The organism is Streptomyces sp. NPDC005151, assembly GCF_053599875.1.
This window is the reverse complement of sequence record NZ_JBSFYR010000001.1, coordinates 1-26,671: the sequence shown is the minus strand read 5'-3', so window position 1 is coordinate 26,671 and position 26,671 is coordinate 1. Positions and strand designations below refer to the sequence as shown.

General features: G+C 69.8%; 21 protein-coding genes and 3 pseudogenes. 16 read left to right on the top strand and 8 right to left on the bottom strand.

Annotated elements, in window-relative coordinates:
* The first annotated feature begins 23 nt into the window (after positions 1 to 23).
* The 11 genes from nuoE (at position 24) to recQ (ending at position 15,310) form a co-directional block, all read left to right on the top strand.
* Positions 24 to 785 carry an NADH-quinone oxidoreductase subunit NuoE gene (nuoE, locus tag ACWD6R_RS00120; RefSeq protein WP_451816817.1) on the top strand — a complete coding sequence of 254 codons (762 nt, stop codon included), beginning with the start codon at positions 24 to 26 and terminating at the stop codon, positions 783 to 785.
* Entirely contained in the window at positions 782 to 2,164 is a 1,383-nt protein-coding gene (gene nuoF / locus ACWD6R_RS00115; protein WP_451816584.1) for an NADH-quinone oxidoreductase subunit NuoF, read from the top strand. The genes nuoE and nuoF overlap by 4 nt, the downstream gene beginning before the upstream one ends.
* Complete coding sequence (locus tag ACWD6R_RS00110; protein ID WP_451816583.1) at positions 2,161 to 4,692, top strand: NADH-quinone oxidoreductase subunit G; 2,532 nt, start codon at positions 2,161 to 2,163, stop codon at positions 4,690 to 4,692. The genes nuoF and ACWD6R_RS00110 overlap by 4 nt, the downstream gene beginning before the upstream one ends.
* Positions 4,689 to 6,116 (top strand): NADH-quinone oxidoreductase subunit NuoH, encoded by a 1,428-nt coding sequence (gene nuoH, locus ACWD6R_RS00105; RefSeq protein ID WP_451816582.1) that lies wholly within the window; start codon positions 4,689 to 4,691, stop codon positions 6,114 to 6,116. The genes ACWD6R_RS00110 and nuoH overlap by 4 nt, the downstream gene beginning before the upstream one ends.
* Positions 6,109 to 6,723 (top strand): NADH-quinone oxidoreductase subunit NuoI, encoded by a 615-nt coding sequence (gene nuoI / locus ACWD6R_RS00100; RefSeq protein ID WP_451816581.1) that lies wholly within the window; start codon positions 6,109 to 6,111, stop codon positions 6,721 to 6,723. The genes nuoH and nuoI overlap by 8 nt, the downstream gene beginning before the upstream one ends.
* Positions 6,720 to 7,547 carry an NADH-quinone oxidoreductase subunit J gene (locus ACWD6R_RS00095; protein ID WP_451816580.1) on the top strand — a complete coding sequence of 276 codons (828 nt, stop codon included), beginning with the start codon at positions 6,720 to 6,722 and terminating at the stop codon, positions 7,545 to 7,547. Before nuoI ends, ACWD6R_RS00095 begins: the two co-directional genes overlap by 4 nt.
* A complete protein-coding gene (gene nuoK, locus ACWD6R_RS00090; protein ID WP_024493678.1) occupies positions 7,544 to 7,843 on the top strand; it encodes an NADH-quinone oxidoreductase subunit NuoK in 300 nt (99 codons plus the stop codon). The genes ACWD6R_RS00095 and nuoK overlap by 4 nt, the downstream gene beginning before the upstream one ends.
* A 14-nt stretch (positions 7,844 to 7,857) precedes the next feature.
* A complete protein-coding gene (gene nuoL, locus ACWD6R_RS00085) occupies positions 7,858 to 9,753 on the top strand; it encodes an NADH-quinone oxidoreductase subunit L (RefSeq protein ID WP_451816579.1) in 1,896 nt (631 codons plus the stop codon).
* A 5-nt stretch (positions 9,754 to 9,758) separates the two neighbouring features.
* Entirely contained in the window at positions 9,759 to 11,330 is a 1,572-nt protein-coding gene (locus tag ACWD6R_RS00080) for an NADH-quinone oxidoreductase subunit M (protein ID WP_451816578.1), read from the top strand.
* Positions 11,327 to 12,991, top strand: coding sequence for an NADH-quinone oxidoreductase subunit NuoN (nuoN, locus tag ACWD6R_RS00075; protein ID WP_451816577.1), 1,665 nt, complete (start codon positions 11,327 to 11,329; stop codon positions 12,989 to 12,991). Before ACWD6R_RS00080 ends, nuoN begins: the two co-directional genes overlap by 4 nt.
* Positions 12,992 to 13,195: 204 nt before the next feature.
* A complete protein-coding gene (gene recQ / locus ACWD6R_RS00070) occupies positions 13,196 to 15,310 on the top strand; it encodes a DNA helicase RecQ (RefSeq protein ID WP_451816576.1) in 2,115 nt (704 codons plus the stop codon).
* A gap of 26 nt (positions 15,311 to 15,336) precedes the next feature.
* Here recQ and ACWD6R_RS00065 read toward each other — a convergent pair whose 3' ends face one another.
* The 4 genes and pseudogenes from ACWD6R_RS00065 to ACWD6R_RS00050 form a co-directional block, all read right to left on the bottom strand.
* Entirely contained in the window at positions 15,337 to 15,945 is a 609-nt protein-coding gene (locus ACWD6R_RS00065; RefSeq protein WP_451816575.1) for a Uma2 family endonuclease, read from the bottom strand.
* A gap of 195 nt (positions 15,946 to 16,140) precedes the next feature.
* Complete coding sequence (gene fahA, locus ACWD6R_RS00060) at positions 16,141 to 17,370, bottom strand: fumarylacetoacetase (protein WP_451816574.1); 1,230 nt, start codon at positions 17,368 to 17,370, stop codon at positions 16,141 to 16,143.
* A gap of 123 nt (positions 17,371 to 17,493) precedes the next feature.
* A pseudogene (gene tnpA, locus ACWD6R_RS00055) lies at positions 17,494 to 17,750 on the bottom strand (IS200/IS605 family transposase); the annotation flags it as partial.
* 16 nt (positions 17,751 to 17,766) lie between these two features.
* Positions 17,767 to 18,201 (bottom strand): annotated as a pseudogene (locus ACWD6R_RS00050) (CocE/NonD family hydrolase); the annotation flags it as partial.
* Positions 18,202 to 18,636: 435 nt separating this feature from the next.
* Between ACWD6R_RS00050 and ACWD6R_RS00045 the strand changes: the two are divergent.
* The 4 genes from ACWD6R_RS00045 to ACWD6R_RS00030 all read left to right on the top strand — a co-directional run bounded on the left by ACWD6R_RS00045 (position 18,637) and on the right by ACWD6R_RS00030 (position 23,094).
* On the top strand, positions 18,637 to 19,647 hold the full coding sequence (locus ACWD6R_RS00045) for a polyprenyl synthetase family protein (protein ID WP_451816573.1): 1,011 nt from the start codon (positions 18,637 to 18,639) through the stop codon (positions 19,645 to 19,647).
* Between the two features lie 243 nt (positions 19,648 to 19,890).
* Positions 19,891 to 21,153 carry a LolA family protein gene (locus ACWD6R_RS00040; protein ID WP_451816572.1) on the top strand — a complete coding sequence of 421 codons (1,263 nt, stop codon included), beginning with the start codon at positions 19,891 to 19,893 and terminating at the stop codon, positions 21,151 to 21,153.
* A gap of 98 nt (positions 21,154 to 21,251) precedes the next feature.
* Positions 21,252 to 22,238, top strand: a complete 987-nt coding sequence (locus ACWD6R_RS00035; RefSeq protein ID WP_451816571.1) for an ATP-binding cassette domain-containing protein — start codon at positions 21,252 to 21,254, stop codon at positions 22,236 to 22,238.
* Positions 22,225 to 23,094: an ABC transporter permease gene (locus ACWD6R_RS00030; RefSeq protein WP_451816570.1), complete on the top strand. Its 870-nt coding sequence runs from the start codon at positions 22,225 to 22,227 to the stop codon at positions 23,092 to 23,094. Before ACWD6R_RS00035 ends, ACWD6R_RS00030 begins: the two co-directional genes overlap by 14 nt.
* 196 nt (positions 23,095 to 23,290) lie before the next feature.
* Here ACWD6R_RS00030 and ACWD6R_RS00025 read toward each other — a convergent pair whose 3' ends face one another.
* The 4 genes and pseudogenes from ACWD6R_RS00025 to ACWD6R_RS00010 all read right to left on the bottom strand — a co-directional run bounded on the left by ACWD6R_RS00025 (position 23,291) and on the right by ACWD6R_RS00010 (position 25,857).
* Positions 23,291 to 23,596, bottom strand: coding sequence for a hypothetical protein (locus ACWD6R_RS00025; protein WP_451816569.1), 306 nt, complete (start codon positions 23,594 to 23,596; stop codon positions 23,291 to 23,293).
* 26 nt (positions 23,597 to 23,622) lie between these two features.
* Complete coding sequence (locus ACWD6R_RS00020; RefSeq protein WP_451816568.1) at positions 23,623 to 24,429, bottom strand: HAD family hydrolase; 807 nt, start codon at positions 24,427 to 24,429, stop codon at positions 23,623 to 23,625.
* Between the two features lie 610 nt (positions 24,430 to 25,039).
* Positions 25,040 to 25,362: pseudogene (locus ACWD6R_RS00015) on the bottom strand (MBL fold metallo-hydrolase); the annotation flags it as partial.
* Between the two features lie 45 nt (positions 25,363 to 25,407).
* Positions 25,408 to 25,857 carry a VOC family protein gene (locus tag ACWD6R_RS00010; protein ID WP_451816567.1) on the bottom strand — a complete coding sequence of 150 codons (450 nt, stop codon included), beginning with the start codon at positions 25,855 to 25,857 and terminating at the stop codon, positions 25,408 to 25,410.
* Between the two features lie 22 nt (positions 25,858 to 25,879).
* Here ACWD6R_RS00010 and ACWD6R_RS00005 point away from each other — a divergent pair, with 22 nt between their 5' ends.
* Positions 25,880 to 26,500 carry a CGNR zinc finger domain-containing protein gene (locus ACWD6R_RS00005; RefSeq protein WP_451816566.1) on the top strand — a complete coding sequence of 207 codons (621 nt, stop codon included), beginning with the start codon at positions 25,880 to 25,882 and terminating at the stop codon, positions 26,498 to 26,500.
* Positions 26,501 to 26,671 lie beyond the last annotated feature (171 nt).

Sequence of the window (26,671 nt, the reverse complement as noted above, 5' to 3'; positions counted from 1 at the left end):
CACGTCAGGAAGTCAGTCTGGGGATGCCGCAGCTCCCCGCCCCCGCCTACCCGGCCGAGGTGCGCGCCAGGCTCGAAGCGGATGCGAAGGGGGTGATCGCCCGCTACCCCGACAGCCGCTCCGCGCTGCTGCCGCTGCTGCACCTGGTGCAGTCCGAGGAGGGATACGTCTCCCGTACCGGCATGGCACTCTGCGCCGAACTGCTCGGCCTCACCACCGCCGAGGTCACCGCGGTCGCCACCTTCTACACGATGTACCGGCGCAAGCCGAGCGGCGACTACCAGGTGGGTGTCTGCACCAACACGCTGTGTGCGGTGATGGGCGGCGACGCCATCTTCGACCAGCTCAAGCAGCATCTCGGCGTCGGCAACAACGAGACGACCGAGGACGGCAAGGTCACCCTCGAACACATCGAGTGCAACGCGGCCTGCGACTTCGCCCCCGTGGTGATGGTCAACTGGGAGTTCTTCGACAACCAGACGCCCGAGAGCGCGACGCAGCTCGTCGACGACCTGATCGCCGGGCGCACCGTCGAACCCACCCGCGGCGCCCCGCTCTGCTCGTACAAGGAGACCGCGCGGATCCTGGCCGGCTTCCCCGACCAGCGCCCAGGCGCCGTCGAGGCGACCGGCGGAGCGGGCCCCGCCTCGCTCGTCGGCCTCCGGCTGGCGAAGGGCGAGGAGCTGCACCCGAAGGTCGTCGCCCCGCGCGGCGAGTCGGCCCGCACCGACGCCCCGCAGGACCCGGACCACTCGGCCGGTCCCGCAGCAAAGGAGGGGGAGTGATGACGTTGGCAGCCGAAATCAACGACGGGGGCGGCAACGGCAGCGGGGCCAGCCCCGAGAAGCTGCTCTCGCCCGTCCTCTCCGCCTTCTGGGACGAGCCCGAGTCCTGGACCCTGGACACGTACAAGCGGCACGGCGGCTACGAGGGGCTGCGCAAGGCCCTCGCCATGTCTCCGGACGACCTCATCGCGTACGTCAAGGACTCCGGCCTGCGCGGCCGCGGCGGCGCGGGCTTCCCCACCGGCATGAAGTGGCAGTTCATCCCGCAGGGCGACGGCAAGCCGCACTACCTGGTGGTCAACGCCGACGAGTCGGAGCCCGGGACCTGCAAGGACATCCCGCTCCTCTTCGCCAACCCGCACAGCCTCATCGAAGGCATCGTGATCGCCTGCTACGCGATCCGCTCCTCGCATGCCTTCATCTATCTGCGCGGTGAAGTCGTCCCCGTGCTGCGGCGCCTGCACGAGGCCGTACGCGAGGCGTATGAGGCGGGCTACCTCGGGACGAGCATCCGGGGCTCGGGGCTCGACCTGGAGCTCACCGTGCACGCGGGCGCGGGCGCGTACATCTGTGGTGAGGAGACCGCACTGCTCGACTCGCTCGAAGGGCGACGCGGCCAGCCCCGGCTGCGGCCCCCCTTCCCCGCGGTCGCCGGTCTGTACGCCTGCCCCACTGTGGTGAACAACGTCGAGTCCATCGCCTCGGTTCCCGCGATCCTGAACAAGGGCAAGGACTGGTTCAAGTCGATGGGCAGCGAGAAGTCCCCGGGCTTCACGCTGTACTCGCTCAGCGGGCACGTCGCCAGCCCAGGACAGTACGAGGCCCCGCTCGGCATCACGCTGCGCCAGCTGCTCGACATGAGCGGCGGCATGCGCGCCGGCCACCGGCTGAAGTTCTGGACCCCGGGCGGCTCCTCCACCCCGATGTTCACCGACGAGCACCTCGATGTGCCCCTCGACTACGAGGGCGTCGGCGCCGCCGGTTCCATGCTCGGCACCAAGGCGCTCCAGTGCTTCGACGAGACGACCTGCGTCGTGCGGGCCGTCACCCGATGGACCGAGTTCTACGCCCATGAGTCCTGCGGCAAGTGCACGCCATGCCGTGAAGGTACCTACTGGCTCGTCCAGTTGCTCCGCGACATCGAAGCCGGCAAGGGGCAGATGGCCGACCTCGACAAGCTGAACGACATCGCCGACAACATCAACGGCAAGTCCTTCTGCGCCCTCGGCGACGGCGCCGCCTCGCCGATCTTCTCCTCGCTGAAGTACTTCCGCGAGGAGTACGAGCGGCACATCACCGGCAGGGGCTGCCCCTTCGATCCCGCCAAGTCGACCGCCTGGGCCGACGACAAGAACGCTCACCAGGGGGTGAACGCATGACAGTCACCACAAGTGCGCCCTCCGGGGGCGGCGAGGCGGCGGTCCCGCCCGAGGACCTTGTCACGCTGACGATCGACGGCATCGAGATCAGCGTGCCCAAGGGCACCCTGGTCATCCGCGCCGCCGAACTCCTCGGCATCGAGATCCCGCGCTTCTGCGACCACCCGCTCCTCGACCCGGCCGGCGCCTGCCGCCAGTGCATCGTCGAGGTCGAGGGCCAGCGCAAGCCGATGGCGTCCTGCACCATCACGTGCACCGACGGCATGGTGGTCAAGTCGCAGCTCACCTCGCCGGTCGCCGACAAGGCGCAGCGCGGGGTGATGGAGCTGCTGCTCATCAACCACCCGCTGGACTGCCCGGTCTGCGACAAGGGCGGCGAGTGCCCGCTGCAGAACCAGGCGATGTCGCACGGCGACCCGGACTCCCGGTTCGACGGGAAGAAACGGACGTACGAGAAGCCCGTCGCGATCTCCACCCAGGTGCTGCTGGACCGTGAGCGGTGTGTGCTCTGCGCGCGCTGCACCCGGTTCTCCAACCAGGTGGCGGGCGACCCGATGATCGAGCTGATCGAGCGCGGCGCGCTCCAGCAGGTCGGCACGGGCGAGGGCGACCCGTTCGAGTCGTACTTCTCCGGCAACACCATCCAGATCTGCCCGGTCGGCGCGCTCACCTCGGCGGCGTACCGGTTCCGCTCCCGCCCCTTCGACCTGGTGTCGTCGCCGTCGGTGTGCGAGCACTGCGCGGGCGGCTGCGCGACCCGCACCGATCACCGGCGCGGCAAGGTCATGCGGCGGCTCGCCGCCAACGACCCCGAGGTCAACGAGGAGTGGGTCTGCGACAAGGGCCGCTTCGGGTTCCGTTACGCGCAGCAGCGGGACCGGCTCACCACGCCGCTGGTACGGAACGCGGACGGTGTCCTCGAACCGGCGAGCTGGCCCGAGGCACTGGCTACCGCGGCCGCCGGGCTCGCCGCCGCACGCGGCAGGACCGGCGTCCTCACCGGCGGCCGGCTGACCGTCGAGGACGCGTACGCGTACAGCAAGTTCGCCCGGATCGCCCTCGATACGAACGACATCGACTTCCGGGCCCGGGTGCACAGCAGCGAGGAGGCCGACTTCCTGGCCGCCCGCGTCGCCGGTCGCGGACGCGACCTGGACGGCAGCGGAATCACGTACACCTCGCTGGAGAAGGCCCCGACCGTCCTGCTGGTCGGCTTCGAGTCCGAGGAGGAGGCGCCCGGCGTCTTCCTGCGGCTGCGCAAGGCCCACCGCAAGCACGGCCAGCGCACCTTCGCCGTCGCCTCGCACGCCACCCGCGGTCTGGAGAAGGCGGGCGGCACGCTGCTGCCCGCCGCGCCCGGCACCGAGACCGAGTGGCTGGACGCGATCGCGGGCGGCGTCGGACTCGACGGCGACGGAGCCGCGGCGGCCGAGGCGCTGCGCGGCGAGGGCGCCGTGATCGTGGTGGGCGAGCGGCTGGCCGGAGTACCGGGCGGGCTGACCGCCGCGGTACGGGCGGCCACCGCGACCGGGGCCCGGCTGGTGTGGATCCCGCGCCGGGCCGGCGAGCGCGGTGCGGTGGAGGCGGGCGCGCTCCCGTCGCTGCTGCCCGGCGGCCGCCCGGCCACCGACCCGCGTGCCAGGGACGAGGTGGCGGCCGTGTGGGGCGTCGCCGAACTCCCCTCCCGGTTCGGCCGCGACACCGGCCAGATCGTCGAGGCCGCCGCCACCGGCGAACTGGGCGCGCTGCTCGTCGCCGGCGTGGAGACTGCCGATCTGCCGGACCCGGCCCGCGCCCTGGAGGCGCTGGACCAGGTCGGCTTCCTCGTCTCGCTGGAGCTGCGGCCCAGCGAGATCACCGAGCGGGCCGACGTCGTCTTCCCGGTCGCCGCGGTGGCCGAGAAGCCCGGCACCTTCCTCAACTGGGAGGGCAGGGCCCGGATGTTCGAGGCGGCGCTGAAGCCCGAGCAGATGACGCGGACACTCGCGCCGGCCGATGCCCGGGTGCTGCACATGCTCGCCGACGCGCTCGCCCGCGCCGGAGGCGCTGATGAACCCAGTCACTTCGCGCTGCCGGATCTGAAGTCCGTGCGCCGTGAGCTGGACCGGCTCGGCGGCTGGACCGGTACGCACGCCGCCGACCCGCACGGGTCGGCGCAGCCGCTGCCGCGGCCCGGCGACGGTGAGGCGGTCCTCGCGGGCCACCGGCTGCTGCTCGACCAGGGGCGGCTCCAGGAGGGCGACGCGGCGCTGGCCGGAACTCGGCACGCCGCGGTGGCCCGGCTCTCCGCCGTCACCGCCGCCGAGACGGGTGTGAAGGACGGCGATCTGCTGGCCGTCACCGGACCGTCCGGCAGCGTCGAACTCCCGCTGCAGGTCACCGACATGCCGGACCGGGTGGTCTGGGTGCCGCTGAACTCCGTCGGGCGGGGCGTACCGGCCGACACCGGCGCCCACCCCGGCGGTCTGGTCCGGATCGGCCCCGCCGCACCGGGTACTCCCGACGTCACACCGGAGGTGCGAGCGTGACTGCCCTCGCTCAACTGGCCGCGGCACCCGAGCGTGCCGTACTCGCCGCCGAGGATCTGTCGATGTTCGGCACCGACCCCTGGTGGCTCGTCGTCATCAAGGCGGTGTTCTGCTTCGCGTTCCTGATGGTGACCGTGCTCTTCTCCATCGTGTGGGAGCGCAAGGTCGTCGCCTGGATGCAGCTGCGCATCGGCCCCAACCGGCACGGCCCCTGGGGCATGCTCCAGTCGCTCGCCGACGGCATCAAGCTGATGCTGAAGGAAGACGTCATCGTCAAGCGGGCGGACAAGGTCGTCTACGTCCTCGCGCCGATCGTCGCCGCCGTACCGGCGTTCATGGCGATCGCCGTGATCCCGTTCGGGCCGTCCGGCAACGAGGTCTCGATCTTCGGCCACCGTACGGCGATGCAGCTCACCGACCTGCCGATCGCGATGCTCTACGTCCTCGCGGTCGCTTCGGTCGGGATCTACGGCATCGTGCTGGCCGGCTGGTCCTCCGGATCGACGTACCCGCTGCTCGGCGGATTGCGCTCCTGCGCGCAGATGATCTCGTACGAGATCGCGATGGGCGCCGCGTTCGCCTCCGTCTTCCTCTACTCCGGGTCGATGTCGACCTCGAAGATCGTGGAGGCGCAGCAGGATCGCTGGTTCATCATCCTGCTGCCGGTCTCGTTCATCATCTACATCGTCACGATGGTCGGTGAGACCAACCGCGCCCCGTTCGACATGCCGGAGTCCGAGGGCGACCTCGTCGGCGGCTTCAACACCGAGTACTCGTCGATCAAGTTCGCGATGTTCATGCTCGCCGAGTACGTCAACATGGTCACCGTCTCCGCCGTCTCCACGACGCTGTTCCTGGGCGGCTGGCGGGCCCCGTGGCCGATCAGCACCTTCTGGGAGGGCGCGAACCACGGCTGGTGGCCGATGCTCTGGTTCGTCCTCAAGGTCCAGCTGCTGCTGTTCTTCTTCATCTGGCTGCGCGGCACGCTGCCCCGCGTCCGCTACGACCAGCTGATGAAGCTCGGCTGGAAGGTCCTGATCCCGGTCTCCGTGGTCTGGCTGATGCTGGTCGCAACCGTGCGGGCGCTGCGCAACGAGGGCTACGACTTCTCGAAGATCGTGCTGTACGTCGCCGGGGCCGTGATCGCGATCCTGCTGATCTCCTTCGTCGCCGACATCTTCCGGGACCGCTCGGCCAAGGCGGCCGGGGAGACCGGGACGGAAGCCGGACCCGAGCCGGAGTTCGACCCGATGGCGGGCGGATTCCCGGTGCCGCCGCTGCCAGGACAGACCCTGCCGCCGGTACCGCGCCGCAGGCCACGGCACGAGCGGGAGCTCGTTGTCAGTGGCGGGCCGGACACTCAGGGTGACGGCAGTCAGATTGGTGGAAGTCCGAGTGACGGAAAGGAGGCTGACGGTGTCTGAGCCATCGGAGTCCACTGGGGACAAGTTCCAGAATCCTGTGGCCGGCTTCGGCGTGACCTTCAAGGCCATGTTCAAGAAGCGGCTGACCGAGCAGTACCCCGAACAGCAGAAGGTGACGGCGCCGCGCTTCCACGGCAGGCACCAGCTCAACCGTCACCCGGACGGGCTGGAGAAGTGCGTCGGCTGCGAGCTGTGCGCCTGGGCCTGTCCCGCTGATGCCATCTATGTGGAGGGCGCGGACAACACCGACGAGGAGCGCTACTCCCCGGGTGAGCGCTACGGCCGCGTCTACCAGATCAACTACGCGCGCTGCATTCTCTGCGGACTCTGCATCGAGGCGTGCCCGACCCGGGCGCTCACGATGACCAATGAGTTCGAGCTCGCCAACACCACCCGCGAAAGCCTCATCTACACCAAGGACGAGCTGCTCGCGGGTCTGGAGGAGGGCATGGTCGACACTCCACACGCGATCTTCCCGGGCATGGACGAGCAGGACTACTACCGGGGACTGGTCACCGAGGCGGCGCCGGGCGCGGAGCGTCAGGTCGCCATCTCCAAGGGCGAGTCCAAGGAGCAGGCGGCCAAGGACGAGGAGGTGGACGCATGACCGGCCTGGCCGCAGCGGCCTCCACCACATCGATCGGCGAGGCCGTCCAGTTCTGGGTGCTCGGCACGGTCGCCGTGATTGGCGCGCTGTCCACCGTGCTGATGAAGAAAGCCGTGCACAGCGCGCTGAGCCTCGCCGGGACCATGATCGTCCTGGCGGTGTTCTACCTGGCCAACGGCGCCTACTTCCTCGGCGTCGTCCAGATCGTCGTCTACACCGGCGCGATCATGATGCTGTTCCTCTTCGTGGTCATGCTCGTCGGTGTCACGGCGGCGGACTCGCTGAAGGAGACCCTCAAGGGCCAGCGCTGGCTGGCCGCGGGCTGCGGACTCGGCTTCGGCGTCCTGCTGATCGCGAGCATCGGCCACGCCTCGCTGAACAGCTTCAACGGACTCGGTACCGCGAACGCCGCGCACGGCGGAAACGTCGAGGGGCTGGCCAGCCTCATCTTCACCAAGTACGTCTTCGCCTTCGAGATCACCGGCGCCCTGCTGATCACGGCGACGGTCGGCGCGATGGTGCTCACCCACCGGGAGCGCACGGAACGGGCCAAGACCCAGCGGGAGATGTCGGAGGAGCGGGTACGCGGCAAGCACCTGCCGCCGCTGCCCGCCCCCGGTGTCTACGCCCGGCACAACGCCGTCGACATCGCCGGTCTGCTCCCGGACGGCACCCCGTCCGAGCTCACCGTCATGCAGACGCTGCGGCAGCGCGGCCAGATCCGCGACGTGTCGAACGAGTCGCTGGCCGACCTCAAGGCGCTGGAGCAGCGCTCCGAGGAGCGGCTCGGCCGTGACCAGGACGAAGAGGAGGTCACCAAGTGAACCCGGTCAACTACCTCTATCTCGCCGCCCTGCTGTTCACCATCGGCGCGTCCGGGGTGCTGATCAGGCGGAACGCGATCGTGGTGTTCATGTGCGTGGAGCTGATGCTCAACGCCTGCAACCTCGCGTTCGTCACCTTCTCCCGGATGCACGGCAACCTCGACGGCCAGATCATCGCCTTCTTCACGATGGTCGTCGCCGCCGCCGAGGTCGTGGTCGGGCTCGCGATCATCGTGTCGCTGTTCCGTTCCCGCCACTCGGCCTCGGTCGACGACGCCAGCCTGATGAAGCTGTAAGGGGACGCTGAATCGTGGACAACCTCATTGCGCTGCTCGTCGCGGCGCCCCTGCTCGGAGCGGCCGTGCTGCTCTGCGGCGGCCGACGACTGGACCGCTCCGGCCACTGGCTCGGCACCCTGCTCGCCGCCGCGTCGTTCGTCATCGGCGCGGTGCTCTTCCTCGACATGCTCGGAGAGGGCGTCAAGGACCGGGCGATGCACCAGAAGCTGTTCAGCTGGATCCCGGTCGAGGGCTTCCAGGCCGATGTGGCCTTCCAGCTCGACCAGTTGTCGATGACGTTCGTGCTGCTGATCACCGGTGTGGGCACCCTGATCCACATCTACTCGATCGGCTACATGGAGCACGACGAGCGCCGGCGCCGTTTCTTCGGCTATCTGAACCTGTTCCTCGCCGCGATGCTCCTGCTGGTCATCGCCGACAACTACCTGCTGCTGTACGTCGGGTGGGAGGGCGTCGGTCTGGCGTCGTACCTGCTGATCGGCTTCTGGCAGCACAAGCCCAGCGCGGCCACCGCCGCCAAGAAGGCGTTCCTGGTCAACCGGGTCGGCGACATGGGCCTGTCGATCGCGATCATGCTGATGTTCACCACGTTCGGCACGTTCGCCTTCGGCCCTGTCCTGGCCTCGACCGGGGAGACCGGCGAGGGCAAGCTGACGGCGATCGGCCTGATGCTGCTGCTCGCCGCCTGCGGCAAGTCGGCCCAGGTGCCGCTGCAGTCCTGGCTCGGTGACGCGATGGAGGGCCCGACCCCGGTCTCGGCCCTCATCCACGCCGCCACCATGGTGACCGCGGGCGTCTACCTGATCGTCCGTTCCGGCGCGATCTTCAACGCAGCCCCGGACGCGCAGGTGGTCGTCGTGGTCGTCGGTGGCGTCACGCTCCTGTTCGGTGCGATCGTCGGTTGCGCGAAGGACGACATCAAGAAGGCCCTCGCCGGGTCGACGATGTCGCAGATCGGCTACATGATCCTGGCCGCCGGGCTCGGCCCGATCGGCTATGTCTTCGCGATCATGCACCTGGTGACGCACGGTTTCTTCAAGGCCGGGCTCTTCCTCGGCGCCGGTTCGGTCATGCACGGCATGAACGACGAGGTCGACATGCGGAAGTTCGGCGGCCTGCGGACGTACATGCCGGTCACCTTCATCACCTTCGGCCTCGGCTATCTGGCGATCATCGGCTTCCCCGGACTTTCCGGCTTCTTCTCCAAGGACAAGATCATCGAGGCGGCGTTCGCCAAGGGCGGCACCGAGGGCTGGATCCTCGGCGCCGTCACGCTGCTGGGCGCCGCGATCACCGCGTTCTACATGACGCGCGTGATGCTGCTGACGTTCTTCGGCGAGAAGCGCTGGCAGCCCGACGCCGAGGGCCACGATCCGCACCCGCACGAGTCCCCGAAGTCGATGACCATCCCCATGATCGTCCTGGCGTTCGGTTCGGTCTTCGCCGGAGGGTTCTTCTCCATCGGCGACCGCTTCCTGAACTGGCTGGAGCCGGTCACCGGACACACTCACGGAGACTCCCCCGTCAGCGCCATGACGGTCACCGCCGCCACCATGGTGGTGCTCGTCATCGGCGTCGCCATCGCCTGGGCGATGTACGGGCGCGGACCGGTCCCGGTGGTCGCCCCGCGCGGCTCGCTGCTCACCCGGGCCGCCCGCCGTGATCTCCTCCAGGACGACTTCAACCACGTGGTCCTGGTCCGCGGCGGCGAGCACCTCACCCGCTCCCTGGTGTACGTCGACCACACCCTGGTCGACGGCGTGGTCAACGGCACGGCCGCATCGATGGGCGGGCTCTCCAGCCGGCTGCGCAAGCTGCAGAACGGCTACGCCCGCTCCTACGCGGTCTCGATGTTCGGCGGTACGGCGATCGTCATCGCCGCGACCCTGCTGATGAGGGCGGTCTGATCACCATGTCCTTTCCCCTCCTGACAGCGACGGCGGCGCTCCCGGCGATCGGCGCGATCGCCACCGCCGCCGTCCCGGCCGCCCGGCGCACCGCCGCCAAATGGCTGGCGCTGCTCTTCTCGCTGGCCACCCTCGTGCTGGCGGGCATCGTGCTTGCCCGCTTCGAGCCCGGCGGCGCCCGCTACCAGCTCACCGAATCGCACGCCTGGATCAAGGACTTCGGCGTCCGATACGAACTGGGTGTGGACGGCATCGGGGTGGCGCTCCTGGCGCTCACCGCCCTGCTGATCCCGTTCGTCATCCTGGCCGGCTGGAACGACGCCGATCCCCTGGAGACGAAGTCCTCGCGCTGGCGTCCCACCCAGGGCTTCTTCGCCCTGATCCTGATGGTCGAAGCGATGGTGATCCTCTCCTTCGAGGCCACCGACGTCTTCGTCTTCTACATCCTCTTCGAAGCCATGCTCATCCCGATGTACTTCCTCATCGGCGGCTTCGGGGACCGGGCACACTCCGGCAGCGACGAGAACGCCGCGGCGCAACGCTCGTACGCCGCGGTCAAGTTCCTCCTCTACAACCTGGTCGGCGGGCTCATCATGCTGGCCGCCGTCATCGGCCTGTACGTTGTCGCGGGCACCTTCTCGCTCTCCGAGATCGCCGAGGCCCGCGCGGGCGGCTCGCTCTCCATGGCGACCGGCACCGAACGCTGGCTGTTCCTCGGGTTCTTCTTCGCCTTTGCGGTGAAGGCCCCGCTCTGGCCGCTGCACACCTGGCTGCCCAACGCCATGGGCGAGGCGACCTCCCCGGTCGCCGTCCTGATCACCGCGGTCGTCGACAAGGTCGGCACCTTCGCGATGCTCCGCTTCTGCCTCCAGCTGTTCCCGGAGGCCAGCAAGTGGGCGACGCCGGTGATCCTGGTCCTCGCGCTGATCAGCATCGTGTACGGGGCGCTGCTCGCCGTCGGCCAGCGCGACATCAAGCGCCTGATCGCCTACGCGTCGATCTCGCACTTCGGCTTCATCATCCTGGGCATCTTCGCGATGACCAGCCAGGGCCAGTCGGGCGCCACGCTCTACATGGTCAACCACGGCATCTCGACGGCAGCGCTGATGCTGGTGGCCGGCTTCCTGATCACCCGGCGCGGTTCGCGGCTCATCGCCGACTACGGCGGGGTGCAGAAGGTGGCGCCGGTGCTGGCCGGCACGTTCCTGATCGGCGGGCTCGCCACCCTGTCGCTCCCCGGCCTCTCCCCGTTCGTCAGCGAATTCCTGGTCCTGGTCGGCACGTTCAGTGCATACCCGGCGGCCGGCATCATCGCCACCACCGGCATCGTGCTCGCCGCGCTCTATGTCCTCGTCCTCTACCAGCGGACGATGACCGGCCCGGTGAAGGCCGAGGTCCGGGGCATGCCCGACCTGAAGGTCCGGGAGCTGGTGGTGGTCCTCCCGCTCATCGCGCTGCTGATCTTCCTGGGCGTCTATCCGAAGCCGCTCACGGAGATCGTCAACCCGGCGGTGCAGCACACCATGTCGGACGTACACAAGAAGGACCCCCAGCCTGAGGTGGAGGCCGCCAAGTGAGCGCAACAGCTGTCCACAGCCTGTGGACAATGGCGGGCGGGGTGACAGCGGCCGCCCCGGACGAGAAGTTCAAGGCGCCGGTCATCGAGTACGCCCAGCTGACCCCGGTCCTCATTGTGATCGGTGTCGCCGTCGTCGGCGTACTCGTCGAGGCCTTCGTGCCGCGCCGGGCCCGCTACTACACACAGGTCTTCCTGACCGTCATCGCCCTCGCCGCCGCGTTCGCCGCGGTCATCGGCCTCGCGGCCGGTGGGTACGGCACGACGAAGGCGCACATCGCCGCGATGGGTGCCATCGCCGTCGACGGACCCGCCCTGTTCCTGCAGGGCACCATCCTGCTGACGTCGCTGGTCGCCGTCTTCACCTTCGCCGAGCGGCGGCTCGACCCCGAGTCGCACGGCAACCGCGTCGACTCGTTCGCCGCACAGGCCGCCTCGGTGCCCGGCAGCGAGAGCGAGCAGGCCGCGGTCAAGGCGGGCTTCACCACCACCGAGGTCTTCCCGCTGCTCCTCTTCTCGGTGGCGGGCATGCTGGTCTTCCCGGCGGCCAACGATCTGCTGACGCTCTTCGTGGCCCTGGAAGTCTTCTCCCTCCCGCTCTACCTGCTGTGCGCCGTCGCCCGCCGCAAGCGGCTGATGTCGCAGGAGGCGGCGGTGAAGTACTTCCTGCTCGGCGCCTTCTCGTCGGCGTTCCTGCTCTTCGGGATCGCCCTGCTGTACGGGTACGCGGGCTCCGTCTCGTACGCGGCCATCGCCAACGTGGTCGACGGCTCCGTCACCCAGATCGACCCGGCGCTCGCCGACACCATGGGCAACGACGTGCTGCTGCTGATCGGCGGCGCGATGATCCTGACCGGGCTGCTCTTCAAGGTCGGCGCCGTCCCGTTCCACATGTGGACCCCGGACGTCTATCAGGGCGCCCCGACCCCGGTCACCGGCTTCATGGCCGCGGCCACGAAGGTCGCCGCGTTCGGTGCGCTGCTGCGCCTGCTGTACGTGGTGCTGCCGGGCCTCAGCTGGGACTGGCGGCCGGTCCTGTGGGCCGTCGCGATCGTCACGATGCTGGGCGGTGCGATCGTCGCCATCACCCAGACCGACATCAAGCGGCTGCTGGCCTACTCGTCCATCGCGCACGCCGGCTTCATCCTCGCCGGTGTCATCGCGACGACCCCCAGCGGCATCTCCTCGGTGCTCTTCTACCTGGGCGCGTACTCCTTCGTGACGGTCGGCGCATTCGCCGTCGTCACGCTGGTGCGCGACGCGGGTGGCGAGGCGACCCACCTGTCGAAGTGGGCCGGGCTGGGCCGGCGCTCGCCGTTGGTTGCCGCGGTCTTCGCGGTGTATCTGCTGGCCTTCGCCGGTATCCCGCTGACCTCCGGCTTCGCCGGAAAGTTCGCGGTCTTCAAGGCGGCGGCGGAGGGCGGCGCGGGCGGCCTGGTCGTGGTCGGTGTGATTTCGTCCGCCATTGCCGCGTTCTTCTACATCCGGGTCATCGTGCTCATGTTCTTCAGCGAGCCGAAGGCGGACGGCCCGACGGTCGCCGTCCCGTCCCCGCTGACGATGACGACGATCGCGGTCGGCGTCGCCGTCACGCTGGTGCTGGGCCTGGCCCCGCAGTACTTCCTCGACCTGGCGAGCCAGGCGGGAGTGTTCGTGAGGTGACGCGGAGCGGCCGACCGGTGTCCCGGTTGCCGTTCTGCTCCCGATCGCCGGGCGGGCTCGATTCCGAGCCCGGCCGGCGATCGGCTTTTCCGGGACCGGCAGGCAGTGTGGTCTGTCAAGCGTGGCGGGCGTTGTCACCGGCGGCGCTTATCGTGGCAGGGGACGGCGCAGGACAGAACGGGACGGACCCCGGGGGACAGAGCGATGAGCGGGACGGGCGGGACCATGGATGTGACCGAGAGCGCCGAGACCGAAGCGCAGCAGACGCTGCACCGGGTGTTCGGGTACGAGACGTTCCGCGGCGAACAGGAAGCGGTCGTCGACCACGTGGTGGCGGGCGGTGACGCCGTCGTCCTCATGCCCACCGGTGGCGGAAAGTCCCTCTGCTACCAGATCCCGGCCCTGGTCAGACCCGGTACGGGCATCGTCGTCTCACCGCTGATCGCGCTCATGCAGGACCAGGTCGACGCGCTGCGGGCGCTCGGTGTGCGCGCCGGGTTCATCAACTCCACGCAGGACTTCGACGAGCGCCGGGTCATGGAAGCGGAATTCCTCGCCGGTGAGCTCGACCTGCTGTACCTGGCGCCGGAGCGGCTCCGCCTGGACTCCACCCTCCAGCTGCTCGCCCGCGGAAAGATCTCCGTCTTCGCCATCGACGAGGCGCACTGCGTCGCCCAGTGGGGCCACGACTTCCGGCCGGACTATCTGGCCCTGTCCGTGCTCGGCGAGCGCTGGCCCGACGTGCCCCGGATCGCCCTGACGGCCACGGCGACGAACGCCACGCACCAGGAGATCACCCAGCGTCTGGGCATGCCCGACGCGAAGCAATTCGTCGCCAGCTTCGACCGGCCCAACATCCAGTACCGGATCGTGCCGAAGTCCGACCCGAAGAAGCAGCTGCTCTCCTTCCTGAAGGAGGAGCACGCCGGGGACGTCGGCATCGTCTACTGCCTGTCGCGCAACTCGACGGAGAAGACCGCCGAGTATCTCTGCCGCAACGGCATCGAGGCGGTTCCGTACCACGCGGGTCTGGATGCCGGGACGCGTGCGCGCCACCAGGCGCGGTTCCTGCGCGAGGACGGTCTGGTCGTCGTGGCGACGATCGCGTTCGGCATGGGCATCGACAAGCCGGACGTACGGTTCGTCGCCCACCTCGACCTGCCGAAGTCGGTCGAGGGCTACTACCAGGAGACCGGCCGCGCGGGCCGCGACGGGCTGCCGTCCACGGCCTGGATGGCGTACGGCCTCCAGGACGTCGTCCAGCAGCGCAAGATGATCCAGGGCGGCGACGGCGACGAGGCGTTCCGCCGCCGCGCGGCCGCCCACCTCGACGCGATGCTCGCCCTGTGCGAAACCGCCGACTGCCGCCGCGCCCGGCTGCTCACGTACTTCGGCCAGGAGCCGCAGACCGCGGCCTGCGGCAACTGCGACACCTGCCTCACCCCGCCCGAGACCTGGGACGGCACGGTGGCCGCGCAGAAGCTGCTGTCCACCGTGGTCCGGCTGAAGCGTGAGCGCCGCCAGAAGTTCGGCGCCGGCCAGATCATCGACATCCTGCTGGGCCGCAAGACCGCGAAGGTCATCCAGTTCGACCACGACCAGCTGTCGGTCTTCGGCATCGGCGAGGAGCTGTCCGAGGCGGAATGGCGGGGCGTGGTCCGGCAGTTGCTGGCCCAGGGCCTGCTGGAGGTCGAGGGCGAGTACGGCACGCTGGTGCTGACGGAGGACAGCGGCTCGGTGCTCGGCCGCGAGCGCGAGGTACGGCTGCGCAAGGAGGCGGCGAAGCCCGCGTCGCGCTCCTCGAAGGGCGAACGCAAGGCGAAGACCTCGGCGGCCGTCGCCGAACTGGCCCCGGAGGCCGTACCGGTCTTCGAGGCGCTGCGGGCCTGGCGCGGCACCCGGGCGAAGGACCAGGGCGTCCCGGCGTACGTCATCTTCCACGACGCGACGCTGCGCGAGATCGCGACGGTGCGGCCGGCTTCCCTGGTCGAGCTGGGCGGCGTCGGCGGTTTCGGCGAGAAGAAGCTGGCGACGTACGGGGAAGGGGTGCTGGAGGTGCTGGGGTCGTTCGGGGACGCAGGGCCCGAGGCGCCGGACGCGGGACCCGCACCGGACCCGCACCACGTTCCGGACCCGCACCACGTTCCGGACCCGGCCCCGGTTCCGGACCCGCACCACGTTCCGGACCCGGCCCCGGTTCCGGACCCGCACCACGTTCCGGAATCGGCCCCGGTTCCGGCCCCGGTTCCGGGACCGCCGGTGGCCCCGGACGCAGACCCGGAGTTCGGCTGGGACGAGGAACCGCCCGAGTACGAGTGAGTGCCGGGCCGGGCGGCGGGGCCCGACTACTCGGGGTCGGCCGCCCGGCGCCGGGCGGTGATCGCGGTGAGATCGAGGTCGACCGGAAAGGGCACGGAGACCTTCATCCGGTCGTGGAAGATGCCGGTGGAGGTGTAGGCGCCGGTGGCCGGCTCCAGCTCGAAGACGTAGACCACGGCTCGGCCGCCCTGGTTCTCCACCCGCCAGAAGTGCGGGATCTTGACCCGGGCGTACTTCACCGGCTTGGTCTCCCGGTCCCGCGACCGCGACTCCGGAGACACGACCTCGATCGCCAGCTGCACCGACTCGGCGGGGAAACGGGTCTGGTCCGGGTCCTGGACGATCTCGCCGTCGACGACGATCACATCGGGTTCGGGCCGGTTGTAGCGGTCGATGTCGATGGTGAACTCGCGCACGACCTCCAGCTCGGGGGGCACCAGCGACTGCAGCTGCCACTCGAAGAAGCTGACCGCTCGCGTATGAAAGAGGGTCTGCGGACTCACGAAAACCAGGCTCCCGTCGATCAGCTCCGTGTGCGGAGGCAGATTCGGAAGCCGGTCCAGGTCATCGGCGGTCCAGCCGCCCACGGGCGGAACCGCCCACCGCGGCTCGGGGGCCTCGGGTTCGACGCTCATCAGTGCTCCCATGCGTCGGAGTCTCGCGGGACTTTCCAGCGTATCCGCCGGGAACCCGGTGAGGCTCCCCCGAACGTGTGAACGCCTCACACGTCGCTGACCGTCACACCCCCGCCGCCCCCGCCGCCCCCTTTCCGCGGCGTGGGTCCAGCGCCAGCAGCAGAAGCTCCTCGGGGAGAGTGAGCGCGGGCGGCGTCATGGCGTGGGCACGATCCGCCCCGTCACCTCACCGAGACCGATCCGTGTGCCGTCCGGTCCCGGCGCCCAGGCGGTCATCGTCACCGTGTCGCCGTCCTCCAGGAAGGTCCGCTTGCCCTCGGGGAGTTCCAGGGGTTCGCTGCCGTTCCAGGTGAGTTCCAGGAGCGAGCCGCGCTGTCCGGGCTCGGCGCCGCTGACCGTGCCGGAGCCGTACAGGTCGCCGGTGCGCAGCGAGGCGCCGTTCACCGTCATGTGGGCCAGCATCTGGGCCGCCGTCCAGTACATGGTGGCGAACGGCGGCTCGGCGACCAGCTGCCCGTTGATCGCGACCGCGATCCGCAGGTCGAGGCCGCCGGGCTCCTCCTCGCCCGTGTCGTCGAGGTAGGGGAGCAGCGGGAAGTCCCGGGCGGGCGGGGCGATCCGGGCAGCTTCCAGGGCTTCGAGCGGCGTCACCCACGCCGATACGGACGTGGCGAAGGATTTGCCGAGGAACGGGCCCAGGGGGACGTACTCCCACGCCTGGATGTCCCGCGCCGACCAGTCGTTGAGCAGCGAGAGACCGAAAACATGGTCGCGGAACTCGCCGAGCGCGACCGGCCGCCCCTGCTCCGAGGGGACACCCACCACGAAGCCGACCTCGGCCTCGATGTCCAGCTTGACCGAGGGGCCGAAGACCGGGGCGGCGTCGGAGGGCGCCTTGCGCTGGCCGGAGGGGCGCACCACATCCGTGCCGGAGACGACGACGGTGCCGGACCGGCCGTGGTAACCGATCGGGAGGTGCTTCCAGTTCGGCGTCAGTGCGACGCCATCCGGCCGGAAGATCTTTCCGACGTTGGTGGCGTGGTTCTCGCTGGCGTAGAAGTCGACGTAGTCCGCGACCGCGTACGGCATATGGAGCGTCACCGACCCGACCGGGTGCAGCAGCGGCTCGATGTCCGGGCGGTGCGCCGGGACCGTCACCCACGCGGTCAACGCCCGCCGGACGTCCCGCCACGCCGTGCGGCCCGCCGACAGCAGCGCGGTCAGGTCCGGCTGGGCGAGAAGCTGGGCGTAGGGCGAGCCGAGCGCGTGCGCCGCGGCTCCGGCGTCCAGCACGTGGTTGCCGATGCGGACGCCGACCCGGCGGTCCTCGGGGTGGTCGTGGGTGGAGAACACCCCGTACGGAAGGTTGTGCGGACCGAAGGGGTCGCCCTCGGCCAGATCGAGCGGGCTGCTCTGCTCGGGCATCTGTTGCTGCCTCGCTTTCCAGGTCGCTTGGGGGACACGTTACCGATCATGTTGCGTGAAAGCCTCGGCCTTCAGGCCGGGGATGAAACGCATCTCTGGGTTGCTCTGACCCGCAGATCGGAGCGGACGTTGTTGCTGCACGATGTACTGGCGGATGGCCGCGAGTGGAGCGCCGCCGCAGGAGGCGGAGAAGTGGGACGGCGACCACAGGTGTCCGTGCATGATGGTCCGGTTCATGATCTCGGTGTGTTCGCGTCGCAGGTGGCGGGCGGAGCACTTGAGGCTGTTGACGGGCTTGGACACGGCGACCTTGGGCGGTAGTGCACGTGGTCGCGTTGGCCGTTGAACTCCTTGGGTTCCGCCTCGAAGTCCCGGCACACGTCCCGCATGATCTCAGACGGTGACGATCGCCTTCAGCGGCTCCGGGGCGAGCGCGGCGATCTGGAGCGAGTTGAAGCCGCCCCAGGAGATGCCGAACATGCCGACCCGGCCCGAGCACCACTTCTGCTCGGCCAGCCAGTGGATGACGGCGACCCCGTCGGCGAGCTCGGTCGCGTCGTACTCGTCGCCCGGCATCCCCTCGCTGTTGCCGTGCCCGCGGACGCCCACGCGTACGGAGGTGTAGCCGTGGCCGGCGTACCAGGGGTGGCGCTGCCAGTCGCGCGGCGCCGTCCAGTCGCTCAGCCGGTACGGCAGGTACTCCAGAAGCGCCGGCACGGGGCCGTCGGTGACCGGCCGCCAGATCCGCGCGTACAGCAGTGTGCCGTCCGGCAGCGGGATGCGGACGTTTTCATGGGAGGTGCCGTACGGGAACCTGGTCCGGATGTGCATGGCGGTATTTCAGTGGACGGGGTGCATGGTGCGCCTGAGCCAGGGGCCGGCCGCGATGCCGGCCACACCGGCCGGCGTCACGGTGCCGTTCGCCACGGTGGCGGTTCACCGCCGTGCCGGCGAAATGGAGGACCGGGACGGCCTGCGTGCCGAGGAACGAGAACCGCTCCCGGACCGCTGGGCCGGACAGGGTCATCAGCCCCGTGGCCGGCCGAAAAAGACGTGGTCATCGGCGGATGGCGGCTCTGTCGGATCGCGGACGGCAGTGCTGTGGGACAAAGGGGCTACTCCTGATCGTATGAGCTGATCACGAACATACCGGCGGCGGCGGGAAGGCGCCCACGGTGATCCAAACGGGACCGGATACGCTGACTTGAGTGATGACAGCGACACATCGACATTCCGTGTGATCGTCAGCAGACAGGAGATCCCCTCGTGACCGTCGTCGGGCCGTTCGGACTGAGCGTGCGGGACCAGGCTCTTGAGGCCGATGTCCAGACCGGTTTGGCCGCTGTCGAGGCGGGGCTGCTGGATGCCACCAAGAGCGACGTCCCGTTCATCACAGAGGCCGCGCAGCATCTCGTACGGGCCGGGGGCAAGCGTTTCCGGCCGTTGCTGGCGATGCTGGCGTCCCAGTTCGGCGACGCGGACGCGCCGGGTGTCGTGCCGTCCGCCGTGGTCGTCGAGCTGACGCATCTCGCGACGCTCTACCACGACGACGTGATGGACGAGGCGGACGTACGCCGCGGCGTCGACAGCGCCAACACCCGCTGGGGCAACTCGGTGGCCGTGCTGACCGGCGACTTCCTCTTCGCGCGCGCCTCGCACATCCTGGCCGACCTCGGCCCGGAGGCAGTACGCATCCAGGCCGAGGCGTTCGAACGCCTGGTCACCGGACAGATCCTGGAGACCGCGGGCCCGCGCGACGGCCGCGACCCGGTCGACCACTACCTCGACGTGATGCGCGGCAAGACCGGCTCGCTGATCGCCGTGGCCTGCCGGTTCGGCGCGATGATGGCCGGCGCCGACGAGTTCGCCGTGGACATCCTCACCCAGTACGGGGAACGGCTCGGCGTCGCCTTCCAACTCGCCGACGACGTGCTCGACATCGCCTCCGACAGCCACGAGTCCGGCAAGACCCCCGGCACCGATCTGCGCGAAGGAATCCCGACGCTTCCTGTCCTGCACCTGCGGGCGCAGGCGGCGGCCGGCGGCAAGCCGGACGACCTGGATCTCCTTGAGCTGCTGGACGGCGACCTGAGTGACGACGACCGGCTGGCCGAGGCGCTCTGCCGGCTGCGGGCGCACCCGGCGCTGGAGCAGGCCCGGCGCGACACCGTCCGGTACGCGGAGGAGGCACGGGCGGCCTTGAAGCCGCTTCCCGAGTGCTACGCGAAGGCCGCACTGGAAGAGCTGTGCGACGCCGTGGTGCACCGCGCGGGCTAGGGCCTTTCGTGCGGAAGCCCCGGCGGCGTTCGCCGGTCCGACCCCTACGGGTCGGGGGGAGGGACGACCGTGTTGTGTCATACCGAAGAGGTATGCGCAGTTGCGTCCGCAGGCTGATGATTCCGTCCGGTGATTTTGGTCAGATGGAGAACAACCACTCCTGACCACATCGGGTGAGAACGGCGGCATGGAGTGGACGAGTGCATCCGGACGGAAGCCGCCGACCACGGAGGTAGGGCACACATGGCACCGAACGACAGCGCAGAGACGACCGGCAGCGTCACGAGCACCACGGCCGCCCGCAGAAAGGCGGCCCGCTACGTTGTCCCGGTCGCGGTGGCGGGGGTGGCGGCCGCGACGATCGGTCTGGTCCCGGCGCTCGCGGACTCCGGTGACCCCGAGCTGCCGAAGATCAGCGCACAGCAGCTCATCGAGAAGATCGCGGCCTCGGACACCCAGCAGCTCTCCGGCACGGTGCGGGTCAGCACCGACCTCGGCATCCCGTCGCTGGGCGGCCTGGCCGAGTCGTTCGCCCGGAGCGCCGGCGGCGAGCAGGGCGGTTCGAGCGCCGCCCCGAAGGACAGGCTGACGGAGCTCGCCTCCGGCACGCACACGCTGCGGGTGGCCGCCGACGGCCCCGACAAGCAGCGCGTCTCCATTCTGGACAGCGCCGCCGAGTACAGCGTGATCCGCAACGGGGACCAGCTCTGGGCATACGACAGCAAGTCCGACGAGGCGTACCACGCGACCACCGACAAGGCCCCGGACGCCGAGAAGCACGAGGGGCACACCACCCCGGAGGGCGTGCCGACCACACCGAGGGCGCTGGCCGAGCAGGCGCTGAAGGCGGCGGACTCCACCACCTCCGTCACGGTCGACGGCACGGCGCAGGTCGCCGGGCGTGATGCGTACAGGCTGGTCATCAAGCCCAAGCAGGGTGGCTCGACGATCGGCGCGATCACCGTCGCGGTCGACGCGAAGAACGGCGTACCGCTGAAGTTCACCCTCTCCCCGAGCGGCGGCGGCAAGGCGGTGATCGACGCCGGGTTCACCAGCGTCGACTTCGCGAGGCCCGCAGCGTCCTCGTTCACGTTCACCCCGCCCAAGGGCACCAAGGTGACCGAGGCGGACGAGGCGAAGGCGGAGAAGCAGGCGGAGAAGCAGGCGGAGAAGAACGTCGAGAAGGGGCCGGAGGGCCTGACCGGCCTGGACGGGTTCGCCGGCGGCGAGGGCGCGAAGGTCATCGGCGAGGGCTGGGGCGCGATCTACGCGATCGAGTCACCGGGCGCCAAGGGACTCCCCACTGCGGAGAAGAACGCGGATGTTCCGCCCGCAGCCCAGCAGTTCCTGGACTCGTTCGGCGACAAGGTCACCGGAAAGTTCGGCTCCGGAACGGTCTTCAAGACCCGCCTGGTCAACGCCCTGATGACGGACGACGGCAAGGTCTACGTCGGTGCGGTCACCAAGGACGCGCTCGTCAAGGCAGCCGACAGCGCCGCCAACTGACGTCCCCGTCCTTCCCGCACCGCACCACCGCACCACCGCCCCGCCGTACCCTCCGTACGGCGGGGCGTTCCGTTACCCGAACCATGGGGGAGTTGCGCATGACAGAGCCCGGTGCCGTGACCGAGTCCTTGGTGGTGCCCCGGACCGGAACGGCCGTGATCGAGACCCGGGGTCTCACCAAGCGGTACCGCGGCGGCCAACTCGCTGTCGACGGACTCGACCTCAGCGTCCCCGAAGGCAGCGTCTTCGGCTTCCTCGGGCCCAACGGCTCCGGGAAGACCACCACGATCCGGATGCTGATGGGGCTGATCGCCCCGACGTCCGGCACCGCCCGGATCCTCGGCGACCCCATGCCGGGCGCTGCCCGCACCGTACTCCCGCAGGTCGGAACGCTGATCGAAGGACCCGCGCTGTACGCGTTCCTGACCGGCCGGGACAACCTCGTACGGTACGACTCCGCCGACCCGACCGCCGATCCGCGCACCCGCCACGCCCGGGTCGCCGCCGCCCTGGACCGGGTGGGGCTCGCCGCCGCGGCGGGCAAGAAGGCGAAGGCGTACTCGCTGGGCATGAAGCAGCGCCTCGGGCTCGCCGCCGCCCTGCTGCAGCCGCGCCGCCTCCTCGTCCTGGACGAGCCGACCAACGGACTCGACCCGCAGGGCATGCGCGAGATCCGCACCCTGGTCCGGGAACTGGCGGCGGACGGTACCACCGTCTTCCTCTCCTCCCACCTCCTCGACGAGATCGAACAGGTCTGCACGCACGCCGCGGTCATGGCCCGGGGGCGGCTGATCACCCAGGGGCCGGTCGCCGACCTCGCGGCCGGCACCCGCGGCCGGCTCGCCGTCACCACCCCCGACCCCGCCGACGCCGCCCGTATCCTCAAGGAACACGGCGTCACCGGCGTCACCGTCGACGGCGACCGGGTCACCGCCGAACCCCCGCCGCGCGAGGTCGAGCTCGCCGACCTGAGCGGGGCGCTGGTCCACGGCGGTGTACGCGTACGGTCCTTCGGCGTCGAGCGGGCCTCGCTGGAGGACGCCTTCGTCGCACTCACCGGAGAGGGTTTCGATGTCGCAGGCTGAAGTCGCACCCGTACGGGCGGGCCGCTCCCGCAACCCGCTGTGGACGTTCGGGATCCTCCGCTCCGAACTGGCCACGACCCTGCGCCGCGGGCGCACGCTCGCGCTGCTCGGGGTGCTGGCCGCCGTCCCCGTACTGATCGGGATCGCGGTGAGGATCCAGACGAGCGACGGCTCGCCCGCCGGGGGACCGGCGTTCCTCTCCCAGGTGACCAACAACGGCCTGTTCCTGGTGTTCGCAGCCCTCGCGGTGACGCTTCCGGTCTTCCTGCCGCTGACCGTCGGCGTCGTCGCGGGCGACGCGATCGCTGGCGAGGCCAGTGCGGGCACCCTGCGCTATCTGCTGGTCGCACCCGCGGGCCGGACCCGGCTGCTGCTCACCAAGTACACCGCCACCCTCGCGTTCTGCCTGACCGCGACCCTCGTCGTGGCGATATCGGCGCTCGCCGTCGGGGCGCTGCTCTTCCCGGTCGGGGAGGTCACGACGATCTCCGGGACCCGGATCGGCGTCGGCGAGGGGCTGCTGCGGGCCGGCCTGATCGCGGTGACGGTGGCGGCGTCACTCATCGGGTTCGCGGCGCTCGGGCTGTTCGTCTCGACGCTCGCCGGCAGCGGGATCGCGGCGATGGCCGCGACGGTCGGGGTGCTGATCACCGTACAGATCCTGGACACGATCCCGCAGTTGAGCGGCATCCATCCGTATCTCTTCCCGCACTACTGGATGTCCTTCGCGGACCTGCTGCGCGATCCCGTCTACTGGGACGAGATCGTCAAGAACCTGGGGCTGCAGGGGATGTACGCGGCGGTGTTCGGCTCGGCGGCCTGGGCGCGCTTCACGGCGAAGGACATCACGGCCTGAGCGGGCGGGCTTTCGCCGGGTCCGCCCGCGCCGTCGGCCGGGCGAGCCGTCCCCCGATCGGCTCGTCGTGGCACGTACGGCACGAACGGTGCGAACAGCTGGAACGGCACGACACGGCACGTTCCGTTTCCGCCTGAACATTGTTCGACTTTTGACGACGGACTGTCAACAAGGGTCAGGTCAAACACGCCCATGCTCACCGAATGATCACCTCGTCGAGTTCCCTGCGCCGCAGCGAGCGATCGCGACGGGCGACGAGCGTCGCGTCCAGCAGGGTGGCGGCGTTCCCGGTGGGCGCGCGGTAGCCGCCGTCGCCCTCGTGCCGCAGGTCCTCGAAGTCGGGGAGTGTCAGCTCGTTCAGGTTCAGCCAGCGCTGCTCGGTCCCGGGCGGCAGCTGCTCGGCGGCGAGCCGGGCGAGCTCCTCGGTGTTGCCGTCGGTACGGCTGCTGCCGAGCAGGAACGGGGCGCCCGGGAGCATGGGCGCCGCCGGGAGCATGCGCACGGACGGGAGCATGCGCACGGCCGGGATCAGTCGAACAGCCGCTCCAGCACCACCGCGACCCCGTTCCCCTCGTTCGTCAGCGTCACCTCGTCCGCTGCCGCCTTCAGCTCGGGGTGGGCGTTGGCCATCGCGACGCCGTGCCCGGACCGGCGGAACATCGGCAGGTCGTTGGGCATGTCGCCGAAGGCGATCGTGGCCGCCGGATCCACCCCCAGGGTCTCGGCGGCCAGGGCCAGCCCGGTGCCCTTGTCGACGCCGTACGGCTGGAGTTCGACGGTGCCGGGGCCGGACAGGGTGACGGTCGCCAGGTCGCCGACAACCGCGCGGGCCGCGTCCGCGAGTGCGTCGTCCGTCAGGTCGGGGTGGCGGACGAGGACCTTGATGATCGGCGCCGCCCATAGTTCCTCGCGGTGGCCGACCCGTACGGCGGGCAATGCGGGGTGGGGCATCAGGTACCCCGGCTCGATCAGAGTCCGCCCGTCGGTTCCGTCCTGGTCCACGGCCGCGAAGACCGGCCCGACCTGGGCCTCGATCTTGCCGAGCGCGGTGTCGGCCAGGTCCCGGTCCAGGGTCGCCGCGCGAATGATCTGCCCGGCCCCGGCGTCGTACAGCTGCGCGCCCTGCCCGCAGACCACCGGACCCCGGTATTCCAGCCGCGCGAGCAGGTCCCGTATGCCGGGCACGGGCCGTCCGGTGACCACGATGTGCCGCGCTCCTGCCGCGGCGGCCCGGGCGAGTGCGGCGCGGGAGCGGGGGCTCACGGTGTCGTCGCGGCGCAGCAGCGTGCCGTCCAGGTCCGTGGCGACGAGGGCATATATGGGTGGGGTGGGCATGCCACAACCCTAGGGAGATCCGCTTCCGGGCGTACGGCCCTGACCTGCGCGGACGGTCGGGGTTCGGGGTGCGGCGGACACCCCGGCAGGGGCATACGCACAGGAACTACGCAGAGCGAGCGAGTTGCCGTGGCCGACCGTGCCTCGGCGCGTGTCCTGTAGTCATTAGACGTACGCTTCTAAGGAATCCAGGGGGTTGGCAGCTGCTTGGCTGGGAGTATGCGCGAGGTCGTTTAGCTCGATCGTGTGACGGTCGGTTGATGGGCTTGGGGTGGGCCGGGTTGGTCGGGCTAGCCTGACTGGGCGAGCTGGGACACCGGGTGCGGTGCCGGCGTGCGGGGCCCCTGCTCCACCAGCGAGATGGTTCAGGGCCTCCCCGTCGCCACTGACCGCACCCATCTGGCCAGGTCGTGAGGGACTCCGCCCTTCCGGGACCGGACCACGGACAGGATCCGTGTCGCCGCCCGGAGGTGAAAGCGGACGACCAGTGCGCCCAAGACCGTTCGGGGCGCGCCAGTGCGCGGACTCACTTCCGCTCACTGCCAAGGAACGGTCCGAATGGCCCGGCCAGCAGCACGGAACCTCCCCAAACCGGCGGATTTGTTCGACCAATGACGGTGCCGTCGCTTTGCCGGACTACCAGCGACTGATGACCGTCGGTGTGGCCAGGGGTTGGGTGATCCATACTCCCGGCCAGACCTCTGCTTCTCCAGAGATCTCCTTGTATGTTGCACCGGGGAAGTCGACGAGCGCGTCGACGGTGTAGTCGCCTTGACGCGCGGCGGCCAGCTCCACGTCCTGCACCAGGATCGGCTTGCCACCCAGCAATCTGTTGCCCCCGCAGAGGTCGAAGTGGAGGTGGCAGTTCACCACCAAGGAGACGTCCGAGAGAGAAGCTCCGGCGTTTGCGATGGCGCTCTCCAGCCTGCGGCGCAGCCCGTGCAGGGCTCCCGCAGGCAACGGAACGCCCCGGCTGCGTTACTGCACGCAGAACTCGTTGCCCTCCGGATCGGCCAGCAGCCACCACGTACCCCCCGGTTCCTCCACCTTGCGCAACCTCGTCGCGCCGAGCCCCTCCAGCCGCGCCGCCTCGGCGTCGCGCTGCTCCGGGCCCGCGTGCACGTCCAGATGGAGCCGGTTCTTGCCCGTCTTCGGCTCCGGTACGCGCTGGAACAGCAGCCGGCGCCCGAAACCCGTGCCGCTCTCCTCCTCGTACGGATCGTCCGGGTGCCGTACCGCCGCGAGGTCCCGAAAGGCCCGGCGGCCGTGCGCCTCGACCGTCGCCGCCTCCGGTACGGCTTCGAGGGCCAGCAGTCGCTCGATCAGTGCGCTGTTGTCCTCCACCAGATAGCCGAGGGTCTCGGCCCAGAAGTCGGCCTGGGCGTGCGGGTCGGTGGCGTCGACGACGAGCTTCCAGTGGAGAGTCATGGAAACCGTTTATAGTGGTTACATGAGTGAGTCGGCAACGGGCGCGCCGGGACTGGTCCTTCACACCTCGCAGGGGCGCCCGTACCGCTTCGATCCCGGCGCCCTGTGCCTGGAGCTGCTGCCCACCGGCGGGCACAGCACATATACGCGGTACGAGGTGCTGCACACGCCCGCCGATCTGGTGCGGTGGGCGGGGGAGAGCCGGTTGGCGTCCGGACTGGATCTCGCGGATCTCGCGGTGAGCGATGGTGAACTGGCCCGCGCTCATGAACTCCGCGCCGCACTCTGGCGGTTGACCACGGCCCTGGCGCACGGACAGGCGGCGGACCCGGCGGACATCGAGGTCGTGAACGCCGTGGCCGCCGCTCCGCCGCTCGTGCCCCGTATTGCCGCCGGGTCCGGCAGGGAGTGGGCGCCCGGGGCCACCGGCAGCGCACTCCTGTCGACCGTCGCCCGCGATGCGGTGGAGCTCTTCACCGGGCCGTACGCCCACCGAATCCGCGAATGCGGCGCCCACAACTGCCTGTTGCTGTTCGTCGACACCTCGCGTCCCGGCAAGCGGCGTTGGTGCGCGATGGAGCGGTGCGGAAACCGTCAGAAGGTACGCGCGCACCGCGCCCGCCATCTCGAAGGGGACGTGTGATGCCCACAGGGGCTCGGTTCAGGTTTCGGCGTCGAGCGCTCTCGGGCTGCTGACTGGAAGTTCTTTCCAGGTGCCCCTGAGCCTGGATCCACCGGCTTGATGTCTGTGGACAGTTTCTCGGGGAACGAAGAAGTGCCTTGTGACCTGCGATGATGGGGTTTCTCTAGGACC

What these genes read in the sequence shown, in the direction of transcription:
- nuoE (WP_451816817.1), top strand. Translation starts at nt 24, where the DNA reads ATGCCGCAGCTCCCCGCCCCCGCCTACCCGGCCGAGGTGCGCGCCAGG.
- ACWD6R_RS00110 (WP_451816583.1), top strand. Translation starts at nt 2,161, where the DNA reads ATGACAGTCACCACAAGTGCGCCCTCCGGGGGCGGCGAGGCGGCGGTC.
- ACWD6R_RS00095 (WP_451816580.1), top strand. Translation starts at nt 6,720, where the DNA reads ATGACCGGCCTGGCCGCAGCGGCCTCCACCACATCGATCGGCGAGGCC.
- ACWD6R_RS00080 (WP_451816578.1), top strand. Translation starts at nt 9,759, where the DNA reads ATGTCCTTTCCCCTCCTGACAGCGACGGCGGCGCTCCCGGCGATCGGC.
- recQ (WP_451816576.1), top strand. Translation starts at nt 13,196, where the DNA reads ATGAGCGGGACGGGCGGGACCATGGATGTGACCGAGAGCGCCGAGACC.
- ACWD6R_RS00065 (WP_451816575.1), bottom strand. Translation starts at nt 15,945, where the DNA reads ATGAGCGTCGAACCCGAGGCCCCCGAGCCGCGGTGGGCGGTTCCGCCC.
- fahA (WP_451816574.1), bottom strand. Translation starts at nt 17,370, where the DNA reads ATGCCCGAGCAGAGCAGCCCGCTCGATCTGGCCGAGGGCGACCCCTTC.
- ACWD6R_RS00040 (WP_451816572.1), top strand. Translation starts at nt 19,891, where the DNA reads ATGGCACCGAACGACAGCGCAGAGACGACCGGCAGCGTCACGAGCACC.
- ACWD6R_RS00035 (WP_451816571.1), top strand. Translation starts at nt 21,252, where the DNA reads ATGACAGAGCCCGGTGCCGTGACCGAGTCCTTGGTGGTGCCCCGGACC.
- ACWD6R_RS00030 (WP_451816570.1), top strand. Translation starts at nt 22,225, where the DNA reads ATGTCGCAGGCTGAAGTCGCACCCGTACGGGCGGGCCGCTCCCGCAAC.
- ACWD6R_RS00020 (WP_451816568.1), bottom strand. Translation starts at nt 24,429, where the DNA reads ATGCCCACCCCACCCATATATGCCCTCGTCGCCACGGACCTGGACGGC.
- ACWD6R_RS00010 (WP_451816567.1), bottom strand. Translation starts at nt 25,857, where the DNA reads ATGACTCTCCACTGGAAGCTCGTCGTCGACGCCACCGACCCGCACGCC.
- ACWD6R_RS00005 (WP_451816566.1), top strand. Translation starts at nt 25,880, where the DNA reads ATGAGTGAGTCGGCAACGGGCGCGCCGGGACTGGTCCTTCACACCTCG.